Origin of the sequence: Mesorhizobium sp. B2-5-11, from assembly GCF_006440835.1 — a bacterium.
Lineage (GTDB): Bacteria > Pseudomonadota > Alphaproteobacteria > Rhizobiales > Rhizobiaceae > Mesorhizobium.
On the sequence record NZ_VFUK01000001.1, the window covers coordinates 480077 to 502528 of the forward strand.

At 62.8% G+C, this 22452-nt stretch carries 22 protein-coding genes; 10 read left to right on the forward strand and 12 right to left on the reverse strand.

All coding sequences use genetic code 11. The annotated features are described in order from the left end of the window. Positions 1–55: 55 nt before the first annotated feature. Together scpA and FJ490_RS02440 are read right to left on the reverse strand one after the other, a co-directional pair. The gene (gene scpA, locus FJ490_RS02435; protein ID WP_140559428.1) at positions 56–2176 is read right to left on the reverse strand and encodes a methylmalonyl-CoA mutase; all 2121 of its coding nucleotides are present in this window, start codon (positions 2174–2176) and stop codon (positions 56–58) included. Continuing rightward, entirely contained in the window at positions 2173–3615 is a 1443-nt protein-coding gene (locus tag FJ490_RS02440; protein ID WP_140728156.1) for a methylmalonyl-CoA mutase subunit beta, read from the reverse strand. Before FJ490_RS02440 ends, scpA begins: the two co-directional genes overlap by 4 nt. A gap of 282 nt (positions 3616–3897) precedes the next feature. Here FJ490_RS02440 and FJ490_RS02445 point away from each other — a divergent pair, with 282 nt between their 5' ends. Next, entirely contained in the window at positions 3898–5436 is a 1539-nt protein-coding gene (locus tag FJ490_RS02445) for a helicase HerA-like C-terminal domain-containing protein (protein WP_140559430.1), read from the forward strand. Between the two features lie 85 nt (positions 5437–5521). Here FJ490_RS02445 and FJ490_RS02450 read toward each other — a convergent pair whose 3' ends face one another. Then, on the reverse strand, positions 5522–6346 hold the full coding sequence (locus FJ490_RS02450; protein ID WP_140494760.1) for a L,D-transpeptidase: 825 nt from the start codon (positions 6344–6346) through the stop codon (positions 5522–5524). Positions 6347–6548: 202 nt separating this feature from the next. Next, a complete protein-coding gene (locus FJ490_RS02455; RefSeq protein WP_140517954.1) occupies positions 6549–7211 on the reverse strand; it encodes a haloacid dehalogenase type II in 663 nt (220 codons plus the stop codon). A gap of 154 nt (positions 7212–7365) precedes the next feature. Here FJ490_RS02455 and FJ490_RS02460 point away from each other — a divergent pair, with 154 nt between their 5' ends. The 4 genes from FJ490_RS02460 (at position 7366) to FJ490_RS02475 (ending at position 10575) form a co-directional block, all read left to right on the forward strand. After that, entirely contained in the window at positions 7366–8244 is an 879-nt protein-coding gene (locus FJ490_RS02460; protein ID WP_140517955.1) for a branched-chain amino acid aminotransferase, read from the forward strand. Between the two features lie 173 nt (positions 8245–8417). Beyond that, a complete protein-coding gene (locus tag FJ490_RS02465) occupies positions 8418–9020 on the forward strand; it encodes a superoxide dismutase (protein ID WP_140728157.1) in 603 nt (200 codons plus the stop codon). 157 nt (positions 9021–9177) lie between these two features. Further along, positions 9178–9615, forward strand: coding sequence for a cytochrome c (locus FJ490_RS02470; RefSeq protein ID WP_140728158.1), 438 nt, complete (start codon positions 9178–9180; stop codon positions 9613–9615). 9 nt (positions 9616–9624) lie between these two features. After that, complete coding sequence (locus tag FJ490_RS02475) at positions 9625–10575, forward strand: cytochrome c (RefSeq protein WP_140520737.1); 951 nt, start codon at positions 9625–9627, stop codon at positions 10573–10575. On the opposite strand, the gene FJ490_RS02480 is transcribed toward FJ490_RS02475, so the two are convergent. The 3 genes from FJ490_RS02480 to FJ490_RS02490 form a co-directional block, all read right to left on the reverse strand. After that, a complete protein-coding gene (locus FJ490_RS02480) occupies positions 10576–10965 on the reverse strand; it encodes an SET domain-containing protein-lysine N-methyltransferase (RefSeq protein ID WP_140728159.1) in 390 nt (129 codons plus the stop codon). It abuts the gene before it with no gap. Positions 10966–11124: 159 nt separating this feature from the next. Then, positions 11125–11751 (reverse strand): LysE family translocator, encoded by a 627-nt coding sequence (locus FJ490_RS02485; RefSeq protein ID WP_140728160.1) that lies wholly within the window; start codon positions 11749–11751, stop codon positions 11125–11127. 67 nt (positions 11752–11818) lie between these two features. Further along, positions 11819–13933, reverse strand: coding sequence for a S9 family peptidase (locus FJ490_RS02490; protein ID WP_140728161.1), 2115 nt, complete (start codon positions 13931–13933; stop codon positions 11819–11821). Positions 13934–14049: 116 nt separating this feature from the next. On the opposite strand from FJ490_RS02490, the gene FJ490_RS02495 reads away from it, so the two are divergent. After that, positions 14050–14418, forward strand: a complete 369-nt coding sequence (locus tag FJ490_RS02495; RefSeq protein WP_140495049.1) for an SH3 domain-containing protein — start codon at positions 14050–14052, stop codon at positions 14416–14418. A gap of 429 nt (positions 14419–14847) precedes the next feature. Continuing rightward, a complete protein-coding gene (locus tag FJ490_RS02500; protein ID WP_095089970.1) occupies positions 14848–15273 on the forward strand; it encodes a MucR family transcriptional regulator in 426 nt (141 codons plus the stop codon). Positions 15274–15460: 187 nt separating this feature from the next. On the opposite strand, the gene FJ490_RS02505 is transcribed toward FJ490_RS02500, so the two are convergent. Beyond that, positions 15461–15889 carry a SufE family protein gene (locus FJ490_RS02505; RefSeq protein WP_140495047.1) on the reverse strand — a complete coding sequence of 143 codons (429 nt, stop codon included), beginning with the start codon at positions 15887–15889 and terminating at the stop codon, positions 15461–15463. Positions 15890–15987: 98 nt separating this feature from the next. Next, on the reverse strand, positions 15988–16335 hold the full coding sequence (locus tag FJ490_RS02510; RefSeq protein WP_140580848.1) for a DUF5330 domain-containing protein: 348 nt from the start codon (positions 16333–16335) through the stop codon (positions 15988–15990). 533 nt (positions 16336–16868) lie between these two features. Here FJ490_RS02510 and FJ490_RS02515 point away from each other — a divergent pair. From FJ490_RS02515 to FJ490_RS02525, 3 genes are all read left to right on the forward strand, one after another. Beyond that, a complete protein-coding gene (locus FJ490_RS02515; protein ID WP_140520733.1) occupies positions 16869–18614 on the forward strand; it encodes a PAS domain-containing sensor histidine kinase in 1746 nt (581 codons plus the stop codon). Next, positions 18589–19353 (forward strand): peptidoglycan-binding protein, encoded by a 765-nt coding sequence (locus FJ490_RS02520; RefSeq protein ID WP_140520732.1) that lies wholly within the window; start codon positions 18589–18591, stop codon positions 19351–19353. Before FJ490_RS02515 ends, FJ490_RS02520 begins: the two co-directional genes overlap by 26 nt. Positions 19354–19424: 71 nt before the next feature. Beyond that, complete coding sequence (locus FJ490_RS02525) at positions 19425–19772, forward strand: DUF1491 family protein (protein WP_140494737.1); 348 nt, start codon at positions 19425–19427, stop codon at positions 19770–19772. Here FJ490_RS02525 and FJ490_RS02530 read toward each other — a convergent pair. From FJ490_RS02530 to FJ490_RS02545, 3 genes are all read right to left on the reverse strand, one after another. Next, on the reverse strand, positions 19750–20781 hold the full coding sequence (locus FJ490_RS02530; protein ID WP_181165143.1) for a hypothetical protein: 1032 nt from the start codon (positions 20779–20781) through the stop codon (positions 19750–19752). The genes FJ490_RS02525 and FJ490_RS02530 overlap by 23 nt on opposite strands. Before the next feature lie 454 nt (positions 20782–21235). After that, entirely contained in the window at positions 21236–21805 is a 570-nt protein-coding gene (locus tag FJ490_RS02540) for a DUF1254 domain-containing protein (protein WP_140520729.1), read from the reverse strand. Then, positions 21798–22382 (reverse strand): DUF1214 domain-containing protein, encoded by a 585-nt coding sequence (locus FJ490_RS02545; protein WP_140520728.1) that lies wholly within the window; start codon positions 22380–22382, stop codon positions 21798–21800. Before FJ490_RS02545 ends, FJ490_RS02540 begins: the two co-directional genes overlap by 8 nt. Positions 22383–22452 lie beyond the last annotated feature (70 nt).

Sequence of the window (22452 nt, forward strand, 5' to 3'; positions counted from 1 at the left end):
AGATATTATAACTTACGAATGGGAGGAAGGCCCGGACACACTCGTTGCCGATAACTCAGGACGCCAGCAGCCGGTCGATCAGCCGCTCCGCTGCTTGCGGGATCACGGTACCGGGCGGGAAGATTTCCGCCGCACCCGCTTGCAGCACGGCATCATAGTCCTGCGGAGGGATCACGCCGCCGGCAACGATCAGCATGTCGCTGTGGCCGAGCCTCTTCAGCGCATCCCTGAGTTCCGGGATCAGCGTCAGATGTCCCGCCGCCAGCGACGACGCGCCGACAATGTGCACATCCTGCTCGTGGGCGAGCTTCGCGATCTCCTCCGGCGTCTGGAACATGGCGCCGACGGTGACGTCGAAGCCGAGGTCGGCAAAGGCTGTGGCGATCACCTTCTGGCCGCGGTCATGTCCGTCCTGTCCCATTTTGGCGACCAGGATGCGCGGCTTGCCGCCGGTCTTCTTTTCGAACGCGCCGATCTTCTCCTGCAGCCGGTCGACGGCCGGATTGTCGCCGAGCGCCTGGCGGTAGACGCCGGAAATCGTCTGCACCGACGCGATGTGGCGGCCAAAGACCTTTTCCAGCGCCAGCGAAATCTCCCCGACCGTCGCATTGGCGCGCGCGGCGTGGATGGCGAATTCGAGCAGGTTCTCGCCGCTCTCGGCCGCGCGGGAGAGCGCTGCGAGCGCATTCTCGAGCACCGCGACGTCGCGCGTGCCCTTCAGCCGCTGCAGCTTCGATAACTGCCGGGCTCTTACCTCGGCATTGTCGATCTTCAAGACGTCGACTTCGATATCCGCACCGGGCCGGTGCGAGTTGACGCCGACCAGCACCTGCTCGCCTGAATCGATGCGCGCCTGGGTGCGGGCGGCGGCCTCTTCGATGCGCAGCTTGGGAATGCCCTTCTCGGTGGCCGCGGCCATGCCGCCGAGCGCCTCGACCTCCTCGATATGGGCAAGCGCACGCGCTGCCAGATCATGCGTCAGCCTCTCGAGATAAGCCGAACCGCCCCACGGATCGATGATGCGCGTGGTGCCGGATTCCTTTTGCAGGATCAGCTGCGTGTTGCGGGCGATACGGGCCGAATGATCCGTCGGCAGCGCCATGGCCTCGTCGAAGGAATTGGTGTGCAGCGATTGTGTATGGCCCTGTGTGGCGGCCATCGCCTCGATCATCGTGCGGATGATGTTGTTGTAGGGATCCTGCGCCGTCAGCGACCAGCCAGAAGTCTGGCAGTGGGTGCGCAAGGACAGCGAACGCTCGTCCTTCGGCGAAAAATTCTTCATCATCAGGCTTGACCACAGCAGCCGCGCCGCCCTGAGCTTGGCGACTTCCATGAAGAAGTTCATGCCAACAGCCCAGAAGAAGGACAGGCGCGGGGCGAAGCGGTCGATGTCGAGCCCGGCGGCGACGCCGGCGCGGGCATATTCGATTCCGTCGGCAATCGTATAGGCGAGCTCCAGGTCCGCCGTCGCGCCGGCCTCCTGCATATGGTAGCCGGAGATCGAGATCGAGTTGAATTTCGGCATGTGCCTGGATGTGTAGGAGAAGATGTCCGACACGATCCGCATCGAGGGCTTCGGCGGATAGATATAGGTGTTGCGGACCATGAACTCCTTCAGAATGTCGTTCTGAATGGTCCCTGCGAGATCCTTCTGCGCAACCCCTTGTTCCTCGGCCGCCACGATGTAGAGCGCCATGATCGGCAGCACCGCGCCGTTCATGGTCATCGACACCGTCATCTCGCCGAGCGGAATTCCGTCGAAGAGCTGGCGCATGTCGAGGATGGAATCGATGGCCACGCCCGCCATTCCGACATCGCCGGCCACCCGCGGATGATCGCTGTCATAGCCGCGGTGCGTGGCGAGATCGAAGGCGACCGACAAGCCTTTCTGGCCGGCGGCAAGATTGCGCCTGTAGAAGGCGTTGGATTCTTCCGCGGTCGAGAAACCGGCATATTGCCGGATCGTCCACGGCTGCTGGACATACATGGTCGGATAGGGTCCGCGCACGAAGGGCGGCATGCCCGGATAGGTGTCGAGATGCGGCAGCCCCTTGAGGTCGCCCTGATTGTACAGATGTTTGACGGCAAGGCCTTCCGGCGTCATCCGCTGGCCCTTGATCTCGACCGGCGCCCGCCGCGGCGGCGCCCAGCCGACCTGGCTGAAATCCGGAATCAAGAAGCGGCTCCGATCGCTTGATCGATGCGGACCGGAAACAGCGGCTCGCACATGACGATGCCTTCCGTGAAGGCAGGTCGCCGCTCCGCGGCCAGCGTCTCGACCGCGCGCTCGGTTTTCTGCGGATAGAGCGTGGCGCCGACGATGGCGCGCTCGCGGGATCGGAAGGCGGCAGCGCGCTGGGCGGCGGCGGTGCGAACGCGCTCCTGTATGCGTCCCTCCTGAAGGCTGGACAGCACGCCGCCCTCGGCCTCGATCGCCTGCAACTCGGCCCAAGCCGCTTCGCAGAGGCCAGCAGTGAGCGCTTCGACGCCACCGGAGCCGCAGGCGGGATCGGCGACCTGATCGATGTGGCTTTCATTGGCCATGATCAACTGCGCGTTACGGGCCACGCGGCGTGCGAAAGGCGCCGGCAGGCCATGCGCGACGGTGTGCGGCAGGATGGCGATCGAATCGGCTCCGCCCGCCGCCGCGGCGAAGCAGGCGATCGTCGTGCGCAGGATGTTGGTCTCCGGGTCTAATGCCGTCATCATCCGAAACGACGTCTCGGCGTGAATATTGGCCGTCGAAGTCGGGATCGAGCAGGCCTCCTGGACGCGAGCCCACAGCCTGCGCAAGGCCCTGACCTTGGCGATCGACAGGAACTGATCCTGGTCGGCGCTCAGCGCAAAACCGATATGGGGCGCTGCGTAGACGAGCGGTTGCCGCGCTTTCTCGAACATCCTGAGATAGGAGACGGCCGAAGCGAGCATGATGCCAAGCTCCTGCGCCTCTGTGGCGCCGGCATTGTGGAACACCCGCCCATCCGCCTCGAGCAGCACACCGGGCACGCCCATCGAAAAGAAATGTGCCAGCGATTGCGGCATGGATTCCTGCAGCGCCTCGATCGACATGCGCAACCGGCCGGTTCCGGCCAGGATCGCCGCCGGATCGATGCCGAAGGAGAGGTTGAGCTTTGCCGGGTCGGAGCGGCGCTTGCCAAGGAACGCCACCAGCCAGTCGGCCATGGGGCGGCTCCATGGGTGGGCGTCGATGCGGATCTGGACGCGGTTTAACGGGATGCCGTCCAGAACCGTCTCCAGCGCCTGCGCCGTTCTCGGCAGGCCGTAGCCGAAGGCGTTCGGGGCACCTTCGAAGACGAGCGACAATCCCGTCGCGCCCTGCGCGACGTCCTCCAGCGCCTGGGCTTTGGCGCGACCAATGCCGGGATCGTCGATGCGCTGGCTGACGATCCACGGCGATCCGGGGTTGGCGCGCACGATCGGCTCGGCCGCCGCCGCGCGCTCATAAAGCGGTTCCACGCGGATGCCGTCATCGGTGTGCGAGACCAGTTTTTCCTCGAAAGATGCGCCGGCGAGCGCCTTTTCAGCCAGGGCCAGCCATCGCTGCCGGTCGGCATTCGGAACTTCGTTATCCCTGGTCAAGGCTCCGGCGCTCATCCACTGTCCTCGTCACTATGCGGCCGCATCAGCCTGGAGCACTTCAGTCTACGGGTCCCGGTGCGATACCGCAATGCAATGCGCTTCCAAGACTCGAATTCGATCCCTCGAGCGTACACCAGCCTTCGAGCACGAAGCATGAACGATTGCCAAACATGGGCAAAATCCGCAAGCTCCAAAAAAGGCCATTTTCGCCGATCGCCATTGTCGCTGTGCAAGGCCCCCACTATACCTTCGGGCGAAGGGCTGGTTTTATACACAGCAGTTGCGGAGACCGGACATATGGCTGACGACACCATTTTCATCGGCGCCAGCCGCAAGCCCGACGACAGCTATCAGCGTCCCGAAAACCTGCTTTTGCACTATGGCAACCGTCACGGCCTGGTGACCGGTGCCACCGGCACCGGCAAGACGGTCACCTTGCAAATATTGGCCGAGGGATTCTCCAATGCCGGCGTGCCGGTGTTCTGCGCCGACATCAAGGGCGATCTCTCCGGCATAGCCATGATCGGCACGGCGCAGGATTTCCTGGTCAAGCGCGCCGAGCAGGTCAAGCTCGACCCCTATGACTTCCAGGAATTCCCCGTCATCTTCTGGGATCTGTTCGGCGAACAGGGCCACCCCATCCGCGCCACCATCTCCGAGATGGGCCCGCTGCTCTTGTCGCGGTTGATGAATTTGTCCGAAGCCCAGGAAGGCATCATGAACATCGCCTTCCGCATCGCCGATGAGGAAGGCCTGCTGCTGCTCGACCTCAAGGACCTGCAGGCGCTGCTCGCCAATATCGCCGGGCGCGCCGAAGAGATCAGCGCCCGCTACGGCAATGTGACGAAACCCTCGGTCGGCGCCATCCAGCGCACGCTGCTGGTGCTGGAACAGCAGGGGGCGGCGAATTTCTTCGGCGAGCCGGCATTGCGCATCGCCGACATCATGCGCACCACCCGCGACGGCCGCGGCGCCATCAGCGTGCTGGCCGCCGACAAGCTGATGATGAATCCGCGACTCTACGCGACGTTCCTGCTTTGGCTGATGTCGGAACTGTTCGAGGAGCTGCCCGAAGTGGGCGATCCCGACAAGCCGAAGCTGGTCTTCTTCTTCGACGAGGCACATCTGCTTTTCGACGACGCGCCGAAGGTGCTGATCGACCGCGTCGAGCAGGTGGTGCGTCTGATCCGCTCGAAGGGGGTCGGCGTCTATTTCGTCACGCAGAACCCTCTGGATATTCCTGAGAAGGTTCTGGCCCAGCTCGGCAACCGGGTCCAGCATGCGTTGCGCGCCTACACGCCGCGCGAGCAGCAGGCGGTAAGGACCGCGGCCGAGACGTTCCGGCCAAATCCGGATTTCGATTGCGCGACCGTGATCACGCAACTGGGCACCGGCGAAGCGCTGGTTTCAGTGCTGGAAGCCAAGGGCATCCCGTCCATGGTCCAGCGCACGCTGATCCGTCCGCCATCGTCACGACTTGGGCCCATAACCCCAGCCGAGCGGCGGAAGCTGATCCAGGAAAGCCCGGTGATCGGTCAGTACGATGAGGGTGTCGATCGCGAATCGGCTTTCGAGATGCTGCTGAAAAAGGCCAAGGACGCGGCGGATGCCGAGGCACAGCAGGCCGACGCCGGCCGTTCACGCTGGACCATTCCGGGCTTCGGCAATGATGCTCCGCCGCCGCAACCCGGCGGCAGACGCCCGCCTCAACCGCGCCCGTCCAACCGCCAGACGGTGGCGGAAGCCGCGATCAAGTCGGTGGTGCGCTCTGTCGGCTCGTCGGTCGGCCGCGCCATCGTGCGCGGGATACTCGGGAGTCTGTCGAGGGGCAGATAGGGAAGCGCGATCGCGCAACGGCCATGCAGGGATAGGCTGATGTGGAGGTGAAGGCGGCGAGTCGCCGCATTCACCCTCGCTCCCATCAGAAAATCGCGTCGCTCACCGCTTTCACCGGGCCAAGCAGCACCGATCCGTCCGGCACGCCGGCATCGATCGGGATGGCTTTGTGATTCGCGGTCGCCACCATGGGCTGGCTGGCGTCGCTGGTCACGATGACCGGGGTCTTCGAAGGCACGCGATCATATAGGTCTATAATGTCCTGGTTCATCAGGCGCACGCAGCCCGACGACACCGACTTGCCGATCGAACGCCATTCCGGCGAGCCGTGCAGCCGGTAGAGCGTGTCGACGTTGCCCTGGAAGAGATAGAGCGCACGTGCACCGAGCGGGTTTTTCAGCCCGCCCGGCATACCGCCATTGTCAGCGCTGTATTGCCTCAGTTCCGGCTGCCGGGCGATCATCTCGTCCGGCGGCGTCCATTTCGGCCACTTCTGTTTCCACTGGACGACGGCATCGCCCGACCATTCGAAGCCGGCGCGGCCGAGGCCGACGCCGTAGCGGATCGCCTGGCCGCCCGGACGAACCAGATAGAGGAAGTGGCCGGTCGTATCGACGACGATGGTTCCCGGCTTCTGGCCGGTCGGGTCGGGCACGATCTGGCGCAGGAATTGCGGATCGATCCTGTCGACGGGAATGGCCGGCACTTCGAAACCGCCATCGCTGACGGCGGCGTACATCGTCACGTAGTCGGCGAGCGGCGGCTCGACATAGGCCGGTGGCGGTGGCTCGACTGGCCCGGACCCGGTGGTGGCGCATGCGGAAACCGCGATCGAGGCGGCGCCCAGGGCTGCGGCATTGAGAAAGCCGCGACGGCTCAGGCGATAGGATTCGATTTCGGCTGGGAACATGGTTGCCTTCTTTAAGTCTGAAATCGCAACAAAGCATGAATATGCCGACCGTTGCGAGGGTGCCTGATCAACACTTGGGCGCGATAGGCGGTTCCGAATCTGGCCTCAAGGTGGACAAACAAAGGCGAAGCTGTGACCGCGTCGCCACTGTGGCGCTACGGTCACAGGAGCGAAAACCAGGATTACTTTTGGGCCGCATGCGTTAGCCACCTGTGACAAGGGCATCGAGCGACGGCAGGATCAGGGCCGGTGGAAAATCCCGATACTCCTCCGGCTGGTTGGAGCGGTTGATCCACACGGTGCGGAAGCCGAACTTGGTCGCGCCGGCAATGTCCCAGCGGTTGGACGACTGGAAGGAGACCGCACCCGGATAGAGGCGCCAGCCTGTCGTGACCATGTCGTAGACCGACGGATCGGTCTTGAAGCGCCGTACCGCATCGACGGAATAGATATCGTCCAGCACCTGATCGAGCGCCGCGGATTTAACGGCTGCCTCCAGCATTTCCGGTGAACCGTTGGACAGGATTGCCAGCTTGGCGCCGGACGCCTTCAGCGCCTTCAGCACGGCGGGCACTTCCGCATAGCAGTCCAGCCGCCAATAGGCATCCAGCAATACCGCCTTGAGGCCGGGATCGGCAGAGGGCACCTTGTGCAACGCGAAATCAAGTGCCTGCTCGGTGAGTTGCCAAAAATCGGCATAGGCGCCCATCAACGTACGCACCCAGGAATATTCGAGTTGCTTGGCGCGCCAGATCTCGGACAGCAACTGGCCGTCCGGTCCGATGGCGTCGGCGTGGCGGCGCACGGCGGCATGAACATCGAACAGTGTGCCGTAGGCGTCGAAAACATAAGCGGCGTATTGCATGGCAACAGTTTTGAGGCGAGGCGGGGCAAGGTGCAAGTCTTGATTGCAGCGCGCCGTCCGTGGCCTCAACAAAACTCCCCGATGCTGGTTGACGACGCCGGCCAAAGCGTCATCCAATGCTGCAACACGAGATTGGTCGGAACGGGACAAAGCAATGACACTGGCGGCTGCCGCACTTTCCGCGACATGGACTTTCGTCGACGGCGACTGGTACGAGGGCAATGTCGCCGTTTTGGGCCCGCGCAGCCACGCAATGTGGCTCGGCACCAGCGTGTTCGACGGCGCCCGCTGGTTCGAGGGCGTCGCTCCCGATCTTGAGCTTCATGCCGCGCGCGTGAATGCCTCGGCGATCGCGCTCGGTCTCAAGCCTTCGATGACGGCCGAGAAGATCGTCGGACTGACCTGGGACGGATTGAAGAAATTCGATGGCAAGACGGCTGTCTATATCAGGCCGATGTATTGGGCCGAGCACGGCGGCTATATGGGCGTGCCGGCCGATCCCGCCTCGACCCGTTTCTGCCTGTGCCTCTACGAATCGCCGATGATCTCGCCGACCGGCTTTTCCGTGACGGTTTCGCCGTTCCGGCGCCCGACTATCGAAACCATGCCGACCAACGCCAAGGCCGGCTGCCTCTATCCCAACAATGGCCGTGCCATCCTCGAAGCCAAGATGCGCGGCTTCGACAACGCCCTGGTGCTCGACATGCTGGGCAACGTCGCCGAGACCGGAACCTCGAACATCTTCCTGGTCAAGGACGGCCACGTCCTGACGCCGGCGCCGAACGGCACCTTCCTGTCCGGCATCACCCGCTCGCGCACGATGACGTTGCTTGGCGAGTACGGGTTCAAGACCACCGAGAAGGCGCTGTCGGTGCGTGAATTCCTCGAGGCGGATGAGATTTTTTCGACCGGCAACCATTCCAAGGTCATTCCGATCACGCGCATCGAGGACCGCAGCCTGCAGCCCGGGCCGGTGGCCAAGAAGGCGCGGGAGCTCTATTGGGATTGGGCGCATTCGACGTCGGCGGGCTGATCCGTCCAGACTTTTCGTCGCAATGCGCCCGGTTTCCGGAAACTGTGTGACAGTTCTCCGGAACCCGCTTAGAAAGAGCACCCGGCGCTTCACTTTTCGGAGTTGTCCGAACCCAATCCAGACCTATCTTAGTCCGGTATCGACACCGGATTTTCCTTGAGGGAGTATCTTCCATGGCTTTTGAATTGCCCGCTCTGCCTTACGACTATGAGGCCTTGCAGCCCTACATGTCGAAAGAGACGCTGGAATATCACCACGACAAGCACCACAAGGCCTATGTCGACAACGGCAACAAGCTTGCCGCCGAAGCCGGCCTTGGCGATCTGTCGGTAGAAGAGGTGGTCAAGCAGTCGTTCGGCAAGAATGCCGGCCTCTTCAACAATGCCGCCCAGCACTACAATCACATCCATTTCTGGAAGTGGATGAAAAAGGGCGGCGGCGGCAACAAGCTGCCGGGCGCGTTGCAGACGGCTTTCGACAGCGATCTGGGCGGCTACGACAAATTCAAGGCCGACTTCATCGCCGCCGGCACGACCCAGTTCGGTTCCGGCTGGGCCTGGGTTTCGGTCAAGGATGGCAAGCTGGCGATCTCGAAGACGCCGAACGGCGAGAATCCCCTCGTCCATGGCGCGGCGCCGATTCTCGGCGTCGATGTCTGGGAGCACTCCTATTACGTCGACTATCGCAACGCCCGGCCGAAATATCTCGAGGCCTTCGTCGACAGCCTGATCAACTGGGATCATGTTCTCGAACTCTACGAAAAAGCGAAGGCCTGATCGAGATTCAGAAAGCCCCGGCACCCCCGGGGCTTTTCTTTTTCTGTGCCGAGATCCCACAGCAAAGGTCTGCAAAATCGTCGGGGGAAGGGAATATTCCTCCCGCCACGTCCGTTAACGTCCTGTCCCGAAATGTCTTCATCACGGAGCCAATTGAATGAGAAAGCTTGTCGTCGCCATCTCTATGCTCGCGTTCGCCGGTTCGGCGGCCTTTGCCGACCCGATCCTCGACCGCCAGGCCCTGATGAAGGAGCGCGGGAAGATCGTCGGCGGCCTGTCGAAAGTGGTCAAGGGTGAGGAGCCCTTTGATGCCGCCGCCGTACTGACTGCGCTGCAGGCGCTCCAGGCGAACGCGGAAAAATTCGACGCCGACGTCCTGTTCCCGGCGGGCAGCGACACGGGCGACACCACGGCGGCGCCGAAGATCTGGCAAGACATGGCCGGCTTCAAGGCGACGGAAGACAAGTATCTTGCCGACGTCAAGGCCGCGGTCGCCGTGGCCCCAGCCGACGTGGAGTCCCTGAAGACGCAAATCGGCGTCATCGGCTCCGACTGCGGCACCTGCCACAAGGGCTACAGGGTCAAGAAAGGCTGATCGCCGGCCATGGCATGGCTGAGGAAGTTTGTCGGCGCCGCACTCGTGCTCGGCGGCGTCGGCGCGGTTGCCGCGTGGACGCTTTCTGCGCCGGTGAAGCTCGATGCGGAAACTATGGCCAAGCTCGCGCCTGGTGACGCGGCCAGAGGCAAGCGCATTTTTGATGCCGGCGGCTGCACCTCCTGCCATGCAAAACCCGGTTCGAAAGGCGATGAGCGGCTCGAACTTGTCGGCGGCCTTGAACTCAAGACCCCGTTTGGCACGTTTGTGCCGCCCAACATTTCGCAAGACCCGAAGGACGGCATCGGCGCGTGGTCGGCCGAGGATCTCGCCAATGCCATGCTGAAGGGTGTCTCGCCGTCGGGCGAGCATTTCTATCCGGCATTTCCCTATACGTCCTACGCGCGCATGAAGCCCGCCGACATTGCCGATCTCTATGCCTTCCTGAAGACGCTGCCGGCGGTTGCCGGCCGAGCGCCGGCCAATTCATTGAGTTTCCCGTTCAACATCCGTCGCGGCATCGGCTTGTGGAAACGGCTCTATCTCAGCGAGCAGCCTGTTGTGTCCCTGCCCGAAGGCGCGCCTGGTCCTGTGATTGCCGGTCGCTACCTGGTCGAGGGACCGGGTCATTGCGGCGAATGTCACACACCGCGTGACCTTGCGGGGGGGACAAAGAAGAGCGAGTGGCTGGCTGGAGCCACAGCCGCCGAAGGCAGCGGCATCGTCCCCAATATCACCTCCGGGGAGGGCGGCATCGGCGACTGGTCGCAGGCCGATATCGCCAACTATCTCGAAACCGGCTTCACGCCCGATTTCGATTCCGTTGGCGGGGCCATGGTCGACGTGCAGAGGAACATGGCCGAACTGGCGCCCGAGGACCGTGCGGCGATCGCGGCCTATCTCAAGGCGGTTCCGCCGCATCCGAACGGCTATCCGGCGCGCAAAAAACCGGCGAGCTGACTACGGGTGGCGATCGCCCAGGAAGTCGAAGCCCGCCGCGAAGAAATGATTGTAGTTGCAGGTCAGTTCCTCGCCGGCCGCGATGTCGCGCAACGCAAAGCTTTCCTCCGGCGAGGATACGTCGCAATTCGGCTCGTCGGCGTGGTTCATGTAGCGTGCATCGTCGGCCTCGAAGACGATGTAGTTCGGATCTCGCCTGTCCGGATAGGCATAGCGATCGAGATAGCTCTTCACCGGTCCTGTCTGGCTCTCATAGGTCCCGACCTCGATGAGCCGGTCGAATCTCGGATCCAGCTTCCAGATCATCGTGCCGCGGGAAATGGGATTCTTGGCAAAGACACCAATGCCCTGGATGGGGGATTTGTCGAGATAGACGTCGACGAGCAGCATGGCAGGCCCTTGTGCGATTGTGGGCTGTCATGGCCCGGGACAAAACGCGCCTTGGGTAGCGCGCGGGCATCGCAATTGCGAGCGAAAACCAGCAACACGGAATTCAAAAACCAATGATTGCCCGGCTCGCCGAGAAGGGGCGCCGGTCACCGTTTCGCGTCAGCGCTGCTGAAGCGCCAGCCGCACGCCCAGGCCGCAATAGATGCCGCCGAGAATCTTGCCCCGCCATTTCAACACCGTGGGATTTCGACGCAGGAAAGTGCCAAGCCCGCCTGCGCTCACCGCGAAAACCACTGTGCTGAAGAGGCCCAGCAGAACAAAGATGATCCCCAATACCGCCAGCTGGAGCATTACCGATCCGTTTTCGGGCCGGACGAACTGTGGCAGGAACGCGAGGAAGAAAAGCGCCGTCTTGGGGTTGAGCATCTCAGTCAGTATGGCTTGCCGAAACGCCTTGCCCGCTGAGATTGGGAACCTGCCGGCGGCGAGATCGGCCGGCGTCTTTTCCATGATCGCGCGAATGCCGAGATAAACGAGATATGCCGCACCGAGATACTTCACGGCGCTGAACAACACCGCCGATGCGGCGATGATCGCCGAGATGCCGACCATGGCCGTGAAGGTGTGAAACACGTCGCCGGCCGCGATCCCTGCGCCGGTTGCGATGCCGGCTTTGGTTCCCGAACTCGTTGCCCGCGCGACCGTCAGCAGCGTGGCGGGGCCGGGAATAAACACAAAACCGAGCACCACGGCGACATAGGTGGTCAATGTGGCCAGGTCGATCATTGCTCGCATCCTCCTCGGCGTTCGTCGCCGATCAAGTCACACCAGGGGCCGAAGGGCAATGACCGCTTCAGCCCTGCGGCCCTGTTGCCTTGCCTGTCACTTTCAAGGCGAATGAATATGTGTAGGCGATCTCCTCCAGCCGGGAAAACCGGCCGGACGCGCCGGCATGGCCCGATTCCATGTTGATCTTGAACAGGACCGGATTGTCGCCCGTCTTGCGCTCGCGCAGCCGCGCCACCCATTTGGCCGGTTCCCAATAGGTGACGCGCGGGTCGGTGAGACCGGCTAGCGCCAGGATCGGTGGATAGCCGAGCGCGGCGACATTGTCATAGGGCGAGTAGGCGGCGATCGTCCGGTAGTCGTCCGCCGACGCGATCGGATTGCCCCATTCAGGCCACTCCGGCGGGGTCAGCGGCAGGCTGGCGTCGAGCATGGTGGTGAGCACGTCGACGAAAGGCACCTCGGCAACGATGCCGCCGAAACAGTCCGGCGCCATGTTGGCGACCGCGCCCATCAGCATGCCGCCGGCGGATCCACCTTGCGCGACGATGCGGTCATGCACAGTGTAGCGTTCGGCGACCAGATGGCGTGCACAGGCGATGAAATCGGTGAAAGTGTTCATCTTGTGCGCCCGCTTGCCGTCATCGTACCAGCCATAGCCCTTGTCCTTGCCGCCGCGGACGTGGGCGATCGCAAAGACAAAGCCGCGGTCGACCAGCGAGAACCAGTTGGTGTTGAAGGCCGCCGGCACCGTGATGCCATAGGAACCGTAGCCGTAAAGCAGGCAAGGCGCGGAGCCGTCCAGCAGGGTATCGCGGCGGTACAAGAGCGAGACCGGCACCAATTCGCCATCAGCCGCGGGCGCCATCAGCCGACGCGTGACATAGCGCTCCTGGTCGTGGCCGGACGGCACCTCCTGGGTCTTGAGCAACACGCGCTCGCGGGTGCGCATGTTGTAGTCGAAGACCTGCGCCGGCGTCGTCATCGATGAATAGGTGAAGCGCATGATCTCGGTGTCGTATTCCAGGGATCCCGACAGGCCGAGCGAAAACGCCTCCTCGTCGAAGGAGATCAGGTGTTCCTCGCCGGTTGCACGGTCGCGCACGACGATGCGCGGCAGGCCCTCCTTGCGCTCCAGCCTGACCATATGGTTCTTGAAGCCGATCACCGACAGGATCAGCCGGCCGGCCTCGTGCGGAACCAGTTCCTGCCAGTTGGCGCGGATCGGATCGCTCGCCGGCGCCGTCATGATCTTGAAGTCCTTGGCCCCATCGGCGTTGGTCAGGATGAAGAAAATGTCGCCGCCTTCCTCCATCTCGTATTGAAGACCGGTCTCGCGCGCCGCCACCAGCTTCGGCTCGCCAAACGGCTCGCCCGCGCTCAGCAGCCGGTATTCCGATGTCTCGTGGTCGTTGATGGCAACCATGATCCATTCATTGGAACGCGTGCCGCCGACATTCATGAAGAAGCCGGGATCATTTTCCTCATAGATCAGCCGGTCGCTTGCCGGATCCTGCCCAAGCGCATGGAACAGCACCTTGGAGGGACGGTGGTTGGGGTCGAGCCGGGTGTAGAAAAACCCGTCATTGGCGGCGTTCCACACCCCCGAACCGCCGGTGTCTGGAACCGTGTCCGCGAGTTCCTTGCCGTCGGAGAGGTCGCGCACCCGAAGCGTATAGAATTCGGAGCCCTTGTCGTCGAACGCCCATAAAAGCTTGCCATGGTCGGCCGAATGATCGACGCCGCCAAGCCGGAAATAGGCCTTGCCTTCGGCCTCGGCATCGCCGTCGAGCAGGATATGCTGCGCGCCGCCGTCCCGCGGCATGCGGAAATAGCGCGGCTGCTCGCCGCCGAGTTTGAAGGAGGAGCCATACGCGTAGGGTCCGTCCTTCATCGGCACGGAAGAATCGTCCTCCTTGATGCGACCCTTCATCTCCTTGAACAGCCGCTTCCGCAAATCGGCCGTGTCGGCCATCAGTTTCGACTGGTAGGCGTTCTCGGCTTCGAGATGGGCGCGGATGCCCGCATCGAGCAATGCGGGGTCCCTGAACATCTCCTGCCAATTGTCGGCCCGCAGCCAGGAATAGTCGTCCGTTCGCGTGATACCGTGATGCGTGTCGAAAACCGGCCGCTTCTCGGGCGTTGGCGGGGTGACATCCGGGAATGCAGAAGTTTTGGTCATTGCGTCTCGCTTTGGAAATGTCCTGAATGGCCAATGAACACGCCGATCAGCGCGGGTTCAAGAGCCGGGTCTTATTGCTGCGCCGGGCTCCAGAAAGCGGGCCGGGAGGAGAAATAATGTATATCTATGCTCGCACCGTCGCGGCTCTCGCCGTCGTTTCCGCAACTATGGCCATCGCCGGCCAATCTCATGCGACCGTATTCGCCGCTTGGCAAGTGGCCAACGTGCCGTTCGGCGACACGCTCGACGTGCGCAAATATCCCTCGGGCACGTCCCAGAAACAGGCCGCATATCCGAACGGCACCGTTTTGCAGATGACCGGACGATGCACTGGCGGGACGAACCTGCTCGACATCGCCAATCAGCCGGCATGGAAGCAGCAGCAGGCGGTTCGCTATCGCTGGTGCGAAGTCTGGCATGATCCGGCGAAGAACGGCGGTTTTGTCACCGGGTGGGCCTATGGCAAATACATCGCCCCGTATTGAGTGATCCGAGCTGGTCGGCTGCACGACGCGTGAGGGCCGGCAATGGCCGAGGTGGGGCAACCTATGGTTTTGTGAAAGGGGGTGAGCAACCAAGATTGCCGGCGCGATCGCCAAGCAAAGCGAAGCACTCGGAGATGCTTTGTGAGTTAGCGCGAATGTAACGGTTAGCTAACGCTGCGTCACCGGTCGCTGGTTTCGCCTGCGAAATATCGAAAAATTACATCGTGCACGAAAGATTGAAGCTGATCCGAAAATATTTGATCAACATCGTTCAATATAGTGCAAGGATCGAATTGACTTACTTGCTAGGTAGGTTCATTGATGCCCCCGCGACACGAATCGCAGAAGCTCTGTCTGCACAAAATTCGTGCAATGCCTTGCCTGTAAAAAAGGGCGCACTAAACTAACTCTCGTTGGGGCCTGAAGACCATGGATATTGTCGAAACACCTTCCAGAAACAGCGACGCGCTGATCGAGCTGACCGCCGACGTGGTGGCCGCCTATGTCAGCAACAATCCCGTGCCGGTCGGCGAACTGCCGAACCTCATCTCCGATGTCCATGCTGCTCTCGGGCGTGTGGGCGGAACCGCCGAACAGCCGCCCGCCGACAAGCAGAAGCCGGCAGTGAACCCGAAGCGCTCGGTTCATGACGACTACATCGTTTGCCTTGAAGACGGCAAAAAGTTCAAGTCGCTCAAGCGTCACCTGATGACCCACTATGATCTGACGCCGGATCAGTATCGCGAAAAGTGGAACCTCGACCCGAGCTACCCGATGGTTGCCCCGAACTACGCGGCCGCCCGCTCCCAGCTCGCCAAGAAGATGGGCCTCGGCCGCAAGCGCAAGGCCCGCTAAGCATTTGCTGCCAGGTGAGTACACTTAGTATCGCGGAATGCGGCTCAAACGATAGATAGAGCCGGACGGACAGTTCAACCGGATCGATATCGGCGCCTTCGGGCGCCGTTTTACTTTGCCGGCCGGGCCGGGACAGAGCTGGTAACAGTGCGCGGTACGATGCGATCGGCTGATCGCGGAGGCGGTATCAGGCCGTCTGCTCGAGCGCGGCCTCTGCGTCGCGCCTGATGCGCTTGACCATCGAGCGAAGGCCGTTGGCGCGCTGCGGCGACAGGTGCTCGTCCAGGCCGAGCGCCTTCAGCGTCGCTTCCGCATCGATTTTCTGGATTTCGCTGGCGGTCTTGCCGGAGAACAGCGCCAGCATGATCGCCACCAGCCCGCGTACGATATGGGCGTCCGAATCGCCCCTGAAGGTGATGACCGGATCGCCGCCCGGTCCCCGTTCGGTGGTCAGCCAGACCTGGCTGACGCAGCCCGGCACCTTGTTGGCGGCGGTGCGTTCCTCATCCGGGAATGGCGGCAGCGCCTCGCCGAGTTCGATGACATAACGATAGCGGTCCTCCCATTCGTCAAGGAATGAGAAGTCGTCGCGGATCGTCTGGATCGTGGTCGTCATGACAGGGATATAGTCATCCACCGTCGCCGCGTCACGGAAAAACAAGGACACCGCGGGCGTCGAGAGGCAGACTGCCCGCGGTGCGCCGTCGAAACGGCTTAATTCTTTACCGGCAGGTTGACTGTCTCGGGCAAGACGACTTCTTCGGGAACGCTGCCGGTCATTGTGGAGATGTCGGGGCCGGCGGACTTGTCGTCCAGCATGGCGGCCGCGATCTTGGCGGTCTCCTTGGCCCTTGCGGTGATGGTGTGCATTGCCGACTTGCCGGTCTCACAGACATCGGGCTTGCGTTCGCAAATGCCGGCGATGTCGCCGACCGCGTCGCGGGCCGCGAACAAAGCCTGGATCGGGCCCACGCTTTCTTGACCCGGCTCGGAACCGACGCCCAGCGGCAGTGCCAGCAGCACCAGCGAAAACCAGAAAGCCATTCTCATCAGGAAGAACATGCTCGCCTCTTGTCGTGACCGGATCATGCATCCATGAGCATGACCTCTTTTGTGGGCGGGATATTGGCACACAGGCGCAAAGGACGGCTTGCGGGTTAGCCGAGAATTTTCTTCAAATTTGAGGCAAATTCGAAACGAAGCGTTTTGCTGTCGATTTGTCTCAGATTGGGACCATTTTTCTTATCATCCATTAGCCATACACCCCTTTGTTTCTATTGCGTTTTCCACAAAATCAGGCGGTCGGTGCACTGCCGCTGGCCACGCCGCGGGCGGTCCCTGCGGATAACCCTCCGTTTACTATGGTGGCATTTGCCCGCGTTTTTGGGCGCTCCCATCCCGATATTCGCCGTGGGCCGGGCCTTGGGTCGGCCCTGCCTTATCCATTCTTTAAAGGCTGGGTGCGAGTTTCAGAGTCAATCAAAACGATCTGCAAAAGCAGAGCTGTTCACGACGAGTGCGGGTGCGTTGAGTTGATGCCGATCAAGGCCAGATACGTTGAATTGCCTGGGGCAATGGCCGCCGGTTGTGAACGTATGGTCCATCCCTCCATTCTTGGGCTGGACGACCGCGAGCGTCAGCGTCGCTTTATCGGCGCCATGCTGGCCGCTCCGTTCTTTGCCGCCGGTGCCGCGGTCACGCTCGTCACGTCAGGCATGGGCGCAGCCGTCACCGTGGCCGCCATCTTCGCGGCCTTTGGTCTTTGCTGGTTCATCGCCTTGCTGGTGGCCGCGACCGGCAGGATGGATCTGGCCGGCCGGGCCGCGCTGGCGATCGCGGGACTTGCGCTCGCCGGTCTTGTTGCCGCTGCCGGCGGGCTGAGCTCTCCGGTCGCGATGCTTTTCGTGGCGCTGCCGTTCGAAGCCTGGTGGATCGGCGCCTCGCGCCGCGCAGCGCTGTGGGGAGCCGTCTGCGCCGTCGTCGCCATTCTGTTGCAGCCTGTGACGGCAACCGTCCTCCCGCACGCCGCGGTGCCGATCGCCGCGTGGCACTGGCTGCTGCCATTGGCCTGGGCGCTGACGCTGGTGCCGCGTATATCGGCGGTTCGCAACACGGCGGCTGCGGCCGACGTAGGGGACACCGGCGATCGTCTGGAAGACATGATCGACGCGGTGGTCCTGCGCGTCGCCCGCCATGGCGAGGTTATCGATGCCTCGGCAAAGGCGCGTACGCTGTTGAAGCTGCCCCCGCAACTGCTTTGCGGAACCGGGCTTTTCGATCGCGTGCATCTCTCGGATCGCGTCTCCTATCTCAGTGCCTTGGCCGACATGCGAGACGGGGCGCTGTCGCGCAGGCTGGAGTTGCGCGTCAGGCTGCCGCAGGACGGCAATGGACAGAATGGCAATGGCGCGGCAGACAACTATCGGCCGTTTTCGCTCGAACTGATGCGCGCTCAGGAGCAGGGCGACGTTTTCACGCTTGTGCTGCGCGAGAACGACGAGGTCGCCCGGTTGCGCGAAGACCTCGGCGCCGCCAATGACGCGGCCGCCGCCGCCGAAGTGGCGAAAGGGCGCTTCCTGGCGGTGGTGAGCCACGAACTGCGCACGCCGCTCAATGCCATCATCGGATTCTCCGACATGCTGCTGCACGAGATGTTCGGCGCCTTCAAGGATCCACGGCAGAAGGAATATGTCGGTCTGGTGCGCGATTCCGGCCAGCATCTGCTTGCCGTCGTAACCTCCATTCTCGACGTGTCGCGGATCGAATCGGGCGTCTATGCGACCGAACCGGAGCCATTCCGCTTCATGGAAGCCGTCGACATGTGTCAGCAGATGATGCGGCTCCAGGCGCAGGCCAAGAACATCGATCTCAAGGCGCAGATCGCGCCGGACGCCGGCGAAATCAACGCCGACCGGCGCGCCGTGCAGCAGATCCTCATCAATCTCGTCTCGAATGCGATCAAGTTCACGCCCGATGGCGGCGATGTCGTCGTCGGCGCCAAGCGGATCGGTTCGCGCCTGCATTTCTGGGTGCGGGACACCGGCATCGGTATCGCCGAGGAAGATTTCGCCAATCTCGGCAAGCCGTTCATGCAGATCCAGAACGACTATACCCGTCGTTTCGAGGGGACCGGCCTTGGCCTGTCGCTGGTCAAGGGACTGGTGGCGCTGCACGAAGGCACCATGTCGATCGAAAGCATGCCGGGCGAGGGCACCACGGTCACCATCAGCCTGCCGGTGAACGGGCCGAAAGGGCGGCCGGCGGACAAGGCCGGGGTGCTGACGATGCCGCTGGCCAGGGCGAAAGGGGACGGAAATGGCGCGCTCCGCAAAACAGCCTAAGGCGGCCAAGCGCCGCAGCAACGCCTTCCAGGACGGAGCCGTCGCCATCGGCGGCATGATTTCGCGCAATCCCGTCCTGGCGGGAGGGTCGACGGCATTCCTGGTGACGCTGTTCTACGTTTCGGCGAATGCGCTGTGGTACCAGCCTTTTCCGCATGCCGGCGCCTTCTTCGCGACCCGCAGCATGCAGGGCGTTCCGCACGCGGCCGCTGATGAGCCGGAGACCACCTTCAACATCGTGCGGCCAGGTACCGCGCCGGCGCCGGTCAAGGGCGATCCGGTGGTGGAGCAGGTGCAGGGCATATTGAAGGATCTCGATTTCTACGCCGGCACGGTCGACGGCATTTCCGGACCCAACACGCGCAAGGCGATCCAGGCCTATCAGCAGAAGGTTGGGCTCAACACGTCCGGCGAGATCGACGCGCTGCTGCTCGATCAGCTGGGCGCGACCCCGAAAACCGCCGCCGTGCCGAAACCGCAACCGCGTCCCGAAGTGTCGCAGGCGGTTCCAGTGTCGCTGCAGACCGATACGGCTTCCCAAGCGCCGGATCCTCGCATTGTCAAGATACAGGCCGGGCTCAAGGCCTTCGGCAATGACGACATGCAGCTCGACGGCGTCGTCGGCGCCCGTACCAAGGCGGCCATCAAGGAATTCCAGTCGCTGTTCGGCCTGCCGCAGACCGGCGAGCCCGACGAACTGGTCTATGTCAAGATGCGCGAGATCGGCCTGACCAACTGACGGCGCAAACAACGGCTCGCCCAGCGGTGTAAATACCGATAGATAGCCCGCATGCTGTCCGGACTTTTCTCATGCGCGTGACCACGGATCTGTGGGTATCGGCCCTGTTGCGTCGGGTTTTCGGCGCGGGCGGATTTGCCGCCGTGGTCAAGCGCGGCGCGACCGAAGCCGGCGCCGTGTTCGTCCTGACGCGGAGCCGGCTTGGTGAAATCGCTCTCTATGGGCCGGCGCCACAGACGAGCTACGATTCGGCCAAGCCCGACGACCGTTTCTTTAGCCTTCTCGCCACCGCCGCCGATGCTTCGGTGCTGGACGCCAGGCTGGAACGCGAGAAGAAATTCGATCCCGACATCTGGGTGGTTGAGATCGAGGCCGGCGCTGTTCCTGTCGAGGAGCTTATTTCCGTGAAGATGTCCTGAGGCCAGGGAAGGCCGCTGCATCGTCACTGTTCGACGCCTCGCGGCTGGCGCTGTTGGTGGGGGCGGCGTCGCGAACCACATCGGACAGGGTCACGGCCTTCCATTCCCGCACCTTGTCCAGCGCCGCGTCGCGGTGCAGGAGCCGGTAGCGATTGAGGAAGGTTCGGATCGCCTGCGGATGCGGAAACTCGCGGAAGTAGACGGCAACCGTGATCAGGAATGCCCGGTCCTCGCTGAGGTCGAGCGAGCGCAGCGCCGCCAGCAGCGGCATGTAATTCTGGTTCGCCGTCAGCAACCTGGCCGTCGAGAAATCGATATCGAGCGCGTCGGCGAGCGCGGTCTGGAAGAAGGCGGCGTTTCCGGTCAGCGCCGTCTCGCGCAATTTGGCATAGGTGTCGGCTCCGGTGAACGGATCGACCTGCGCCGCCTGCGCCTCCTCGCCGGTCCGCATCATGGAGCGCAGTCTGCGCCGCGCATTTTCGGCACCAACGCCCGGCGTCTGCTGCTTCGCCGCGCTGTCGGCGGCCGGCGCCTTCGAGGGAGCGGTTTGTGCCGGAGAGGCTTCCGCTTCCGGATCGCGCACCCGCACCAGCGTCGGCCTTTCCAGTGCCCTGATCAGATCGGCGATAGTCGGATTAAGGTTCTTGCGGCGCGCGATCGCGCGCGCATGCGGCAGCCCGTGCCGGCCGATCAGCGCAATGAGGTCGATGTCACTGACTGCGCGCGAGCGGATGAGCAAGGGGGCGGCGATGCCCACCGGCTCCTCGCACAGGCGCCGCACCAGCCCGGCCGGAGCATATTCGCATTCAGAGAGGGCCGCCGCCACGTAGCGGCGCGATTCGGCGGACACGTTGTCGAACAGCGGCAGCGTCAGATCTTCGAGCTGGCCAATTTCACGGCGGGATGGCCGGGTGAGCGAGCAGAACGCAGACACCGCTGCGCGGAACAGCCTTTCGGCCTTTCCTGATTCCGTCCCTGCCGCGATTTGCCTGAAGTCCGAAGATGACACGAGGGATACGCCCGATACTCTATACATGCTTGACCATGCTCGACCGGAACCGTGTCGGTTTCGCGATTGCCAAAAACAAAGATCAAGTTAGCTGGGATCCGTTAGCGCTCCGTTAACCCTCTGCCGGCCTTAATGATATTTGGAGGCGTTGCGTTGTGCTCCGGGGCAACCGAGAGGAATACGCGAACCATGGGCATGGTACTGTCTTTCGTGCCGAGAACGGCACCAACCAATCGAGCAAAGCAAACCACCGAAATACCGGCGGCGGTAATCATCTTTCCCGGCATCCGCTATGAGCGGTCCGCCGCGGGGGAAGCGCGGCCCGCCGGCCCTGACAAGCCGGGATCGCCACGCGCGCCAGTGCCGCGCCACTGAACGTTCTTGAGGCCGAGGCGCGAATCATCCCTGCGGCACCGCCCTTGATTGTTGTGATGCGGATTGTCCGGGCCGCGGTCTAAAAGTCCTGCAGCTCGCACGAACTCTGCTCCAGAAAGCGCGACACGATCGACTTCCAGCTGTCGTCCGGCACGAAGCTGCGGATGACGAATATGCCCTCGTCGATCGGCGCTTCGACGAAGATCGCTCCCTGAAGCTCCTCGGGAAGGTCCCTGCGTATGTCGATCATCTGCGCCGGCGTCAGCACCACGGCATCCAGCTTGCCCCCGGTCGCCGTGTGGTCGTTGAATGAATAGATGTTGTGGCCGTTGCGGTCATAGACAGACACCGACCAGAAGGGCACATTGCCCGGCGCCCTGATCCTCACCATTCCCTCATCGAGGTCGAACCGGCAAGCCGTCGCATAAAACAGCGGGTCGACCGATTTCACCACCGGCGCGCCGCCCGCCTCCGCATCGAGCCGGGTCATCCGGTAGAGATCCGACGTCATCGACAGCCGCGACCAGGCATCGCGTTCCGAGAATTCAGGCACCAGAAGCAGCACGACGATATGCACGATGCCGGCGCCGACGAGGCCGAGCAGGACGGCATGTAGAAGTCTGCGCGTCGCGGCATAGACACTACGCATCGCAGCCGACCTTGGTGATCTTGGGCAGCGAAACGTCCGACAGGCCGGTGCTGCTGGCGATCGGCGTGTCGTAGAATGTCAAAACGAAATACATCCTGCCGGAACCGTCGGTCAGCAGCCAATTGCCGGGCATCGGGTGATGGCCGACGGAAATGAGCACCGAATTGTCGGATTGGCGCAGCACGCCATAGGATTGAAGCGCGGCAAGCCGCGATTTGCCGGTCTCGACCACGCCGAGCGATTGGTCGGCGGCGTAGAGGGTCCAGAATCGGGCGGTCGGAAATCCGCCTTCGATCGTGTAGGTACATTCGCGCCTGAGTTCTCCGCCAGCTGCGTCCTCCTCGGCGACAAAGGACAGCCCTTCGGCGCGGCCGAGCGCGAGCACGCCCTCGCGCGCCACGCGGGCCTTGGAATAGGGGTCGGCTGCGGGTGTGCCGATATCGGGAAAGGCGGTCCACTGGCCGATCCTGATCGCCCCGACGCCGTCCTGCATTTTCAGCGCATACCAGACGCTGGCGCCGCCGCCGCCGATGGCTATGGCAAGCGAAAGCAGCGTCAGGAAGGCGTTCTTGAGCATGAAAGGCCGGGCGCATGAAGAATTGCCGCTCGGGGATATCGCGGCGCGGGGTCGTGTGGCAAGCCGCAGG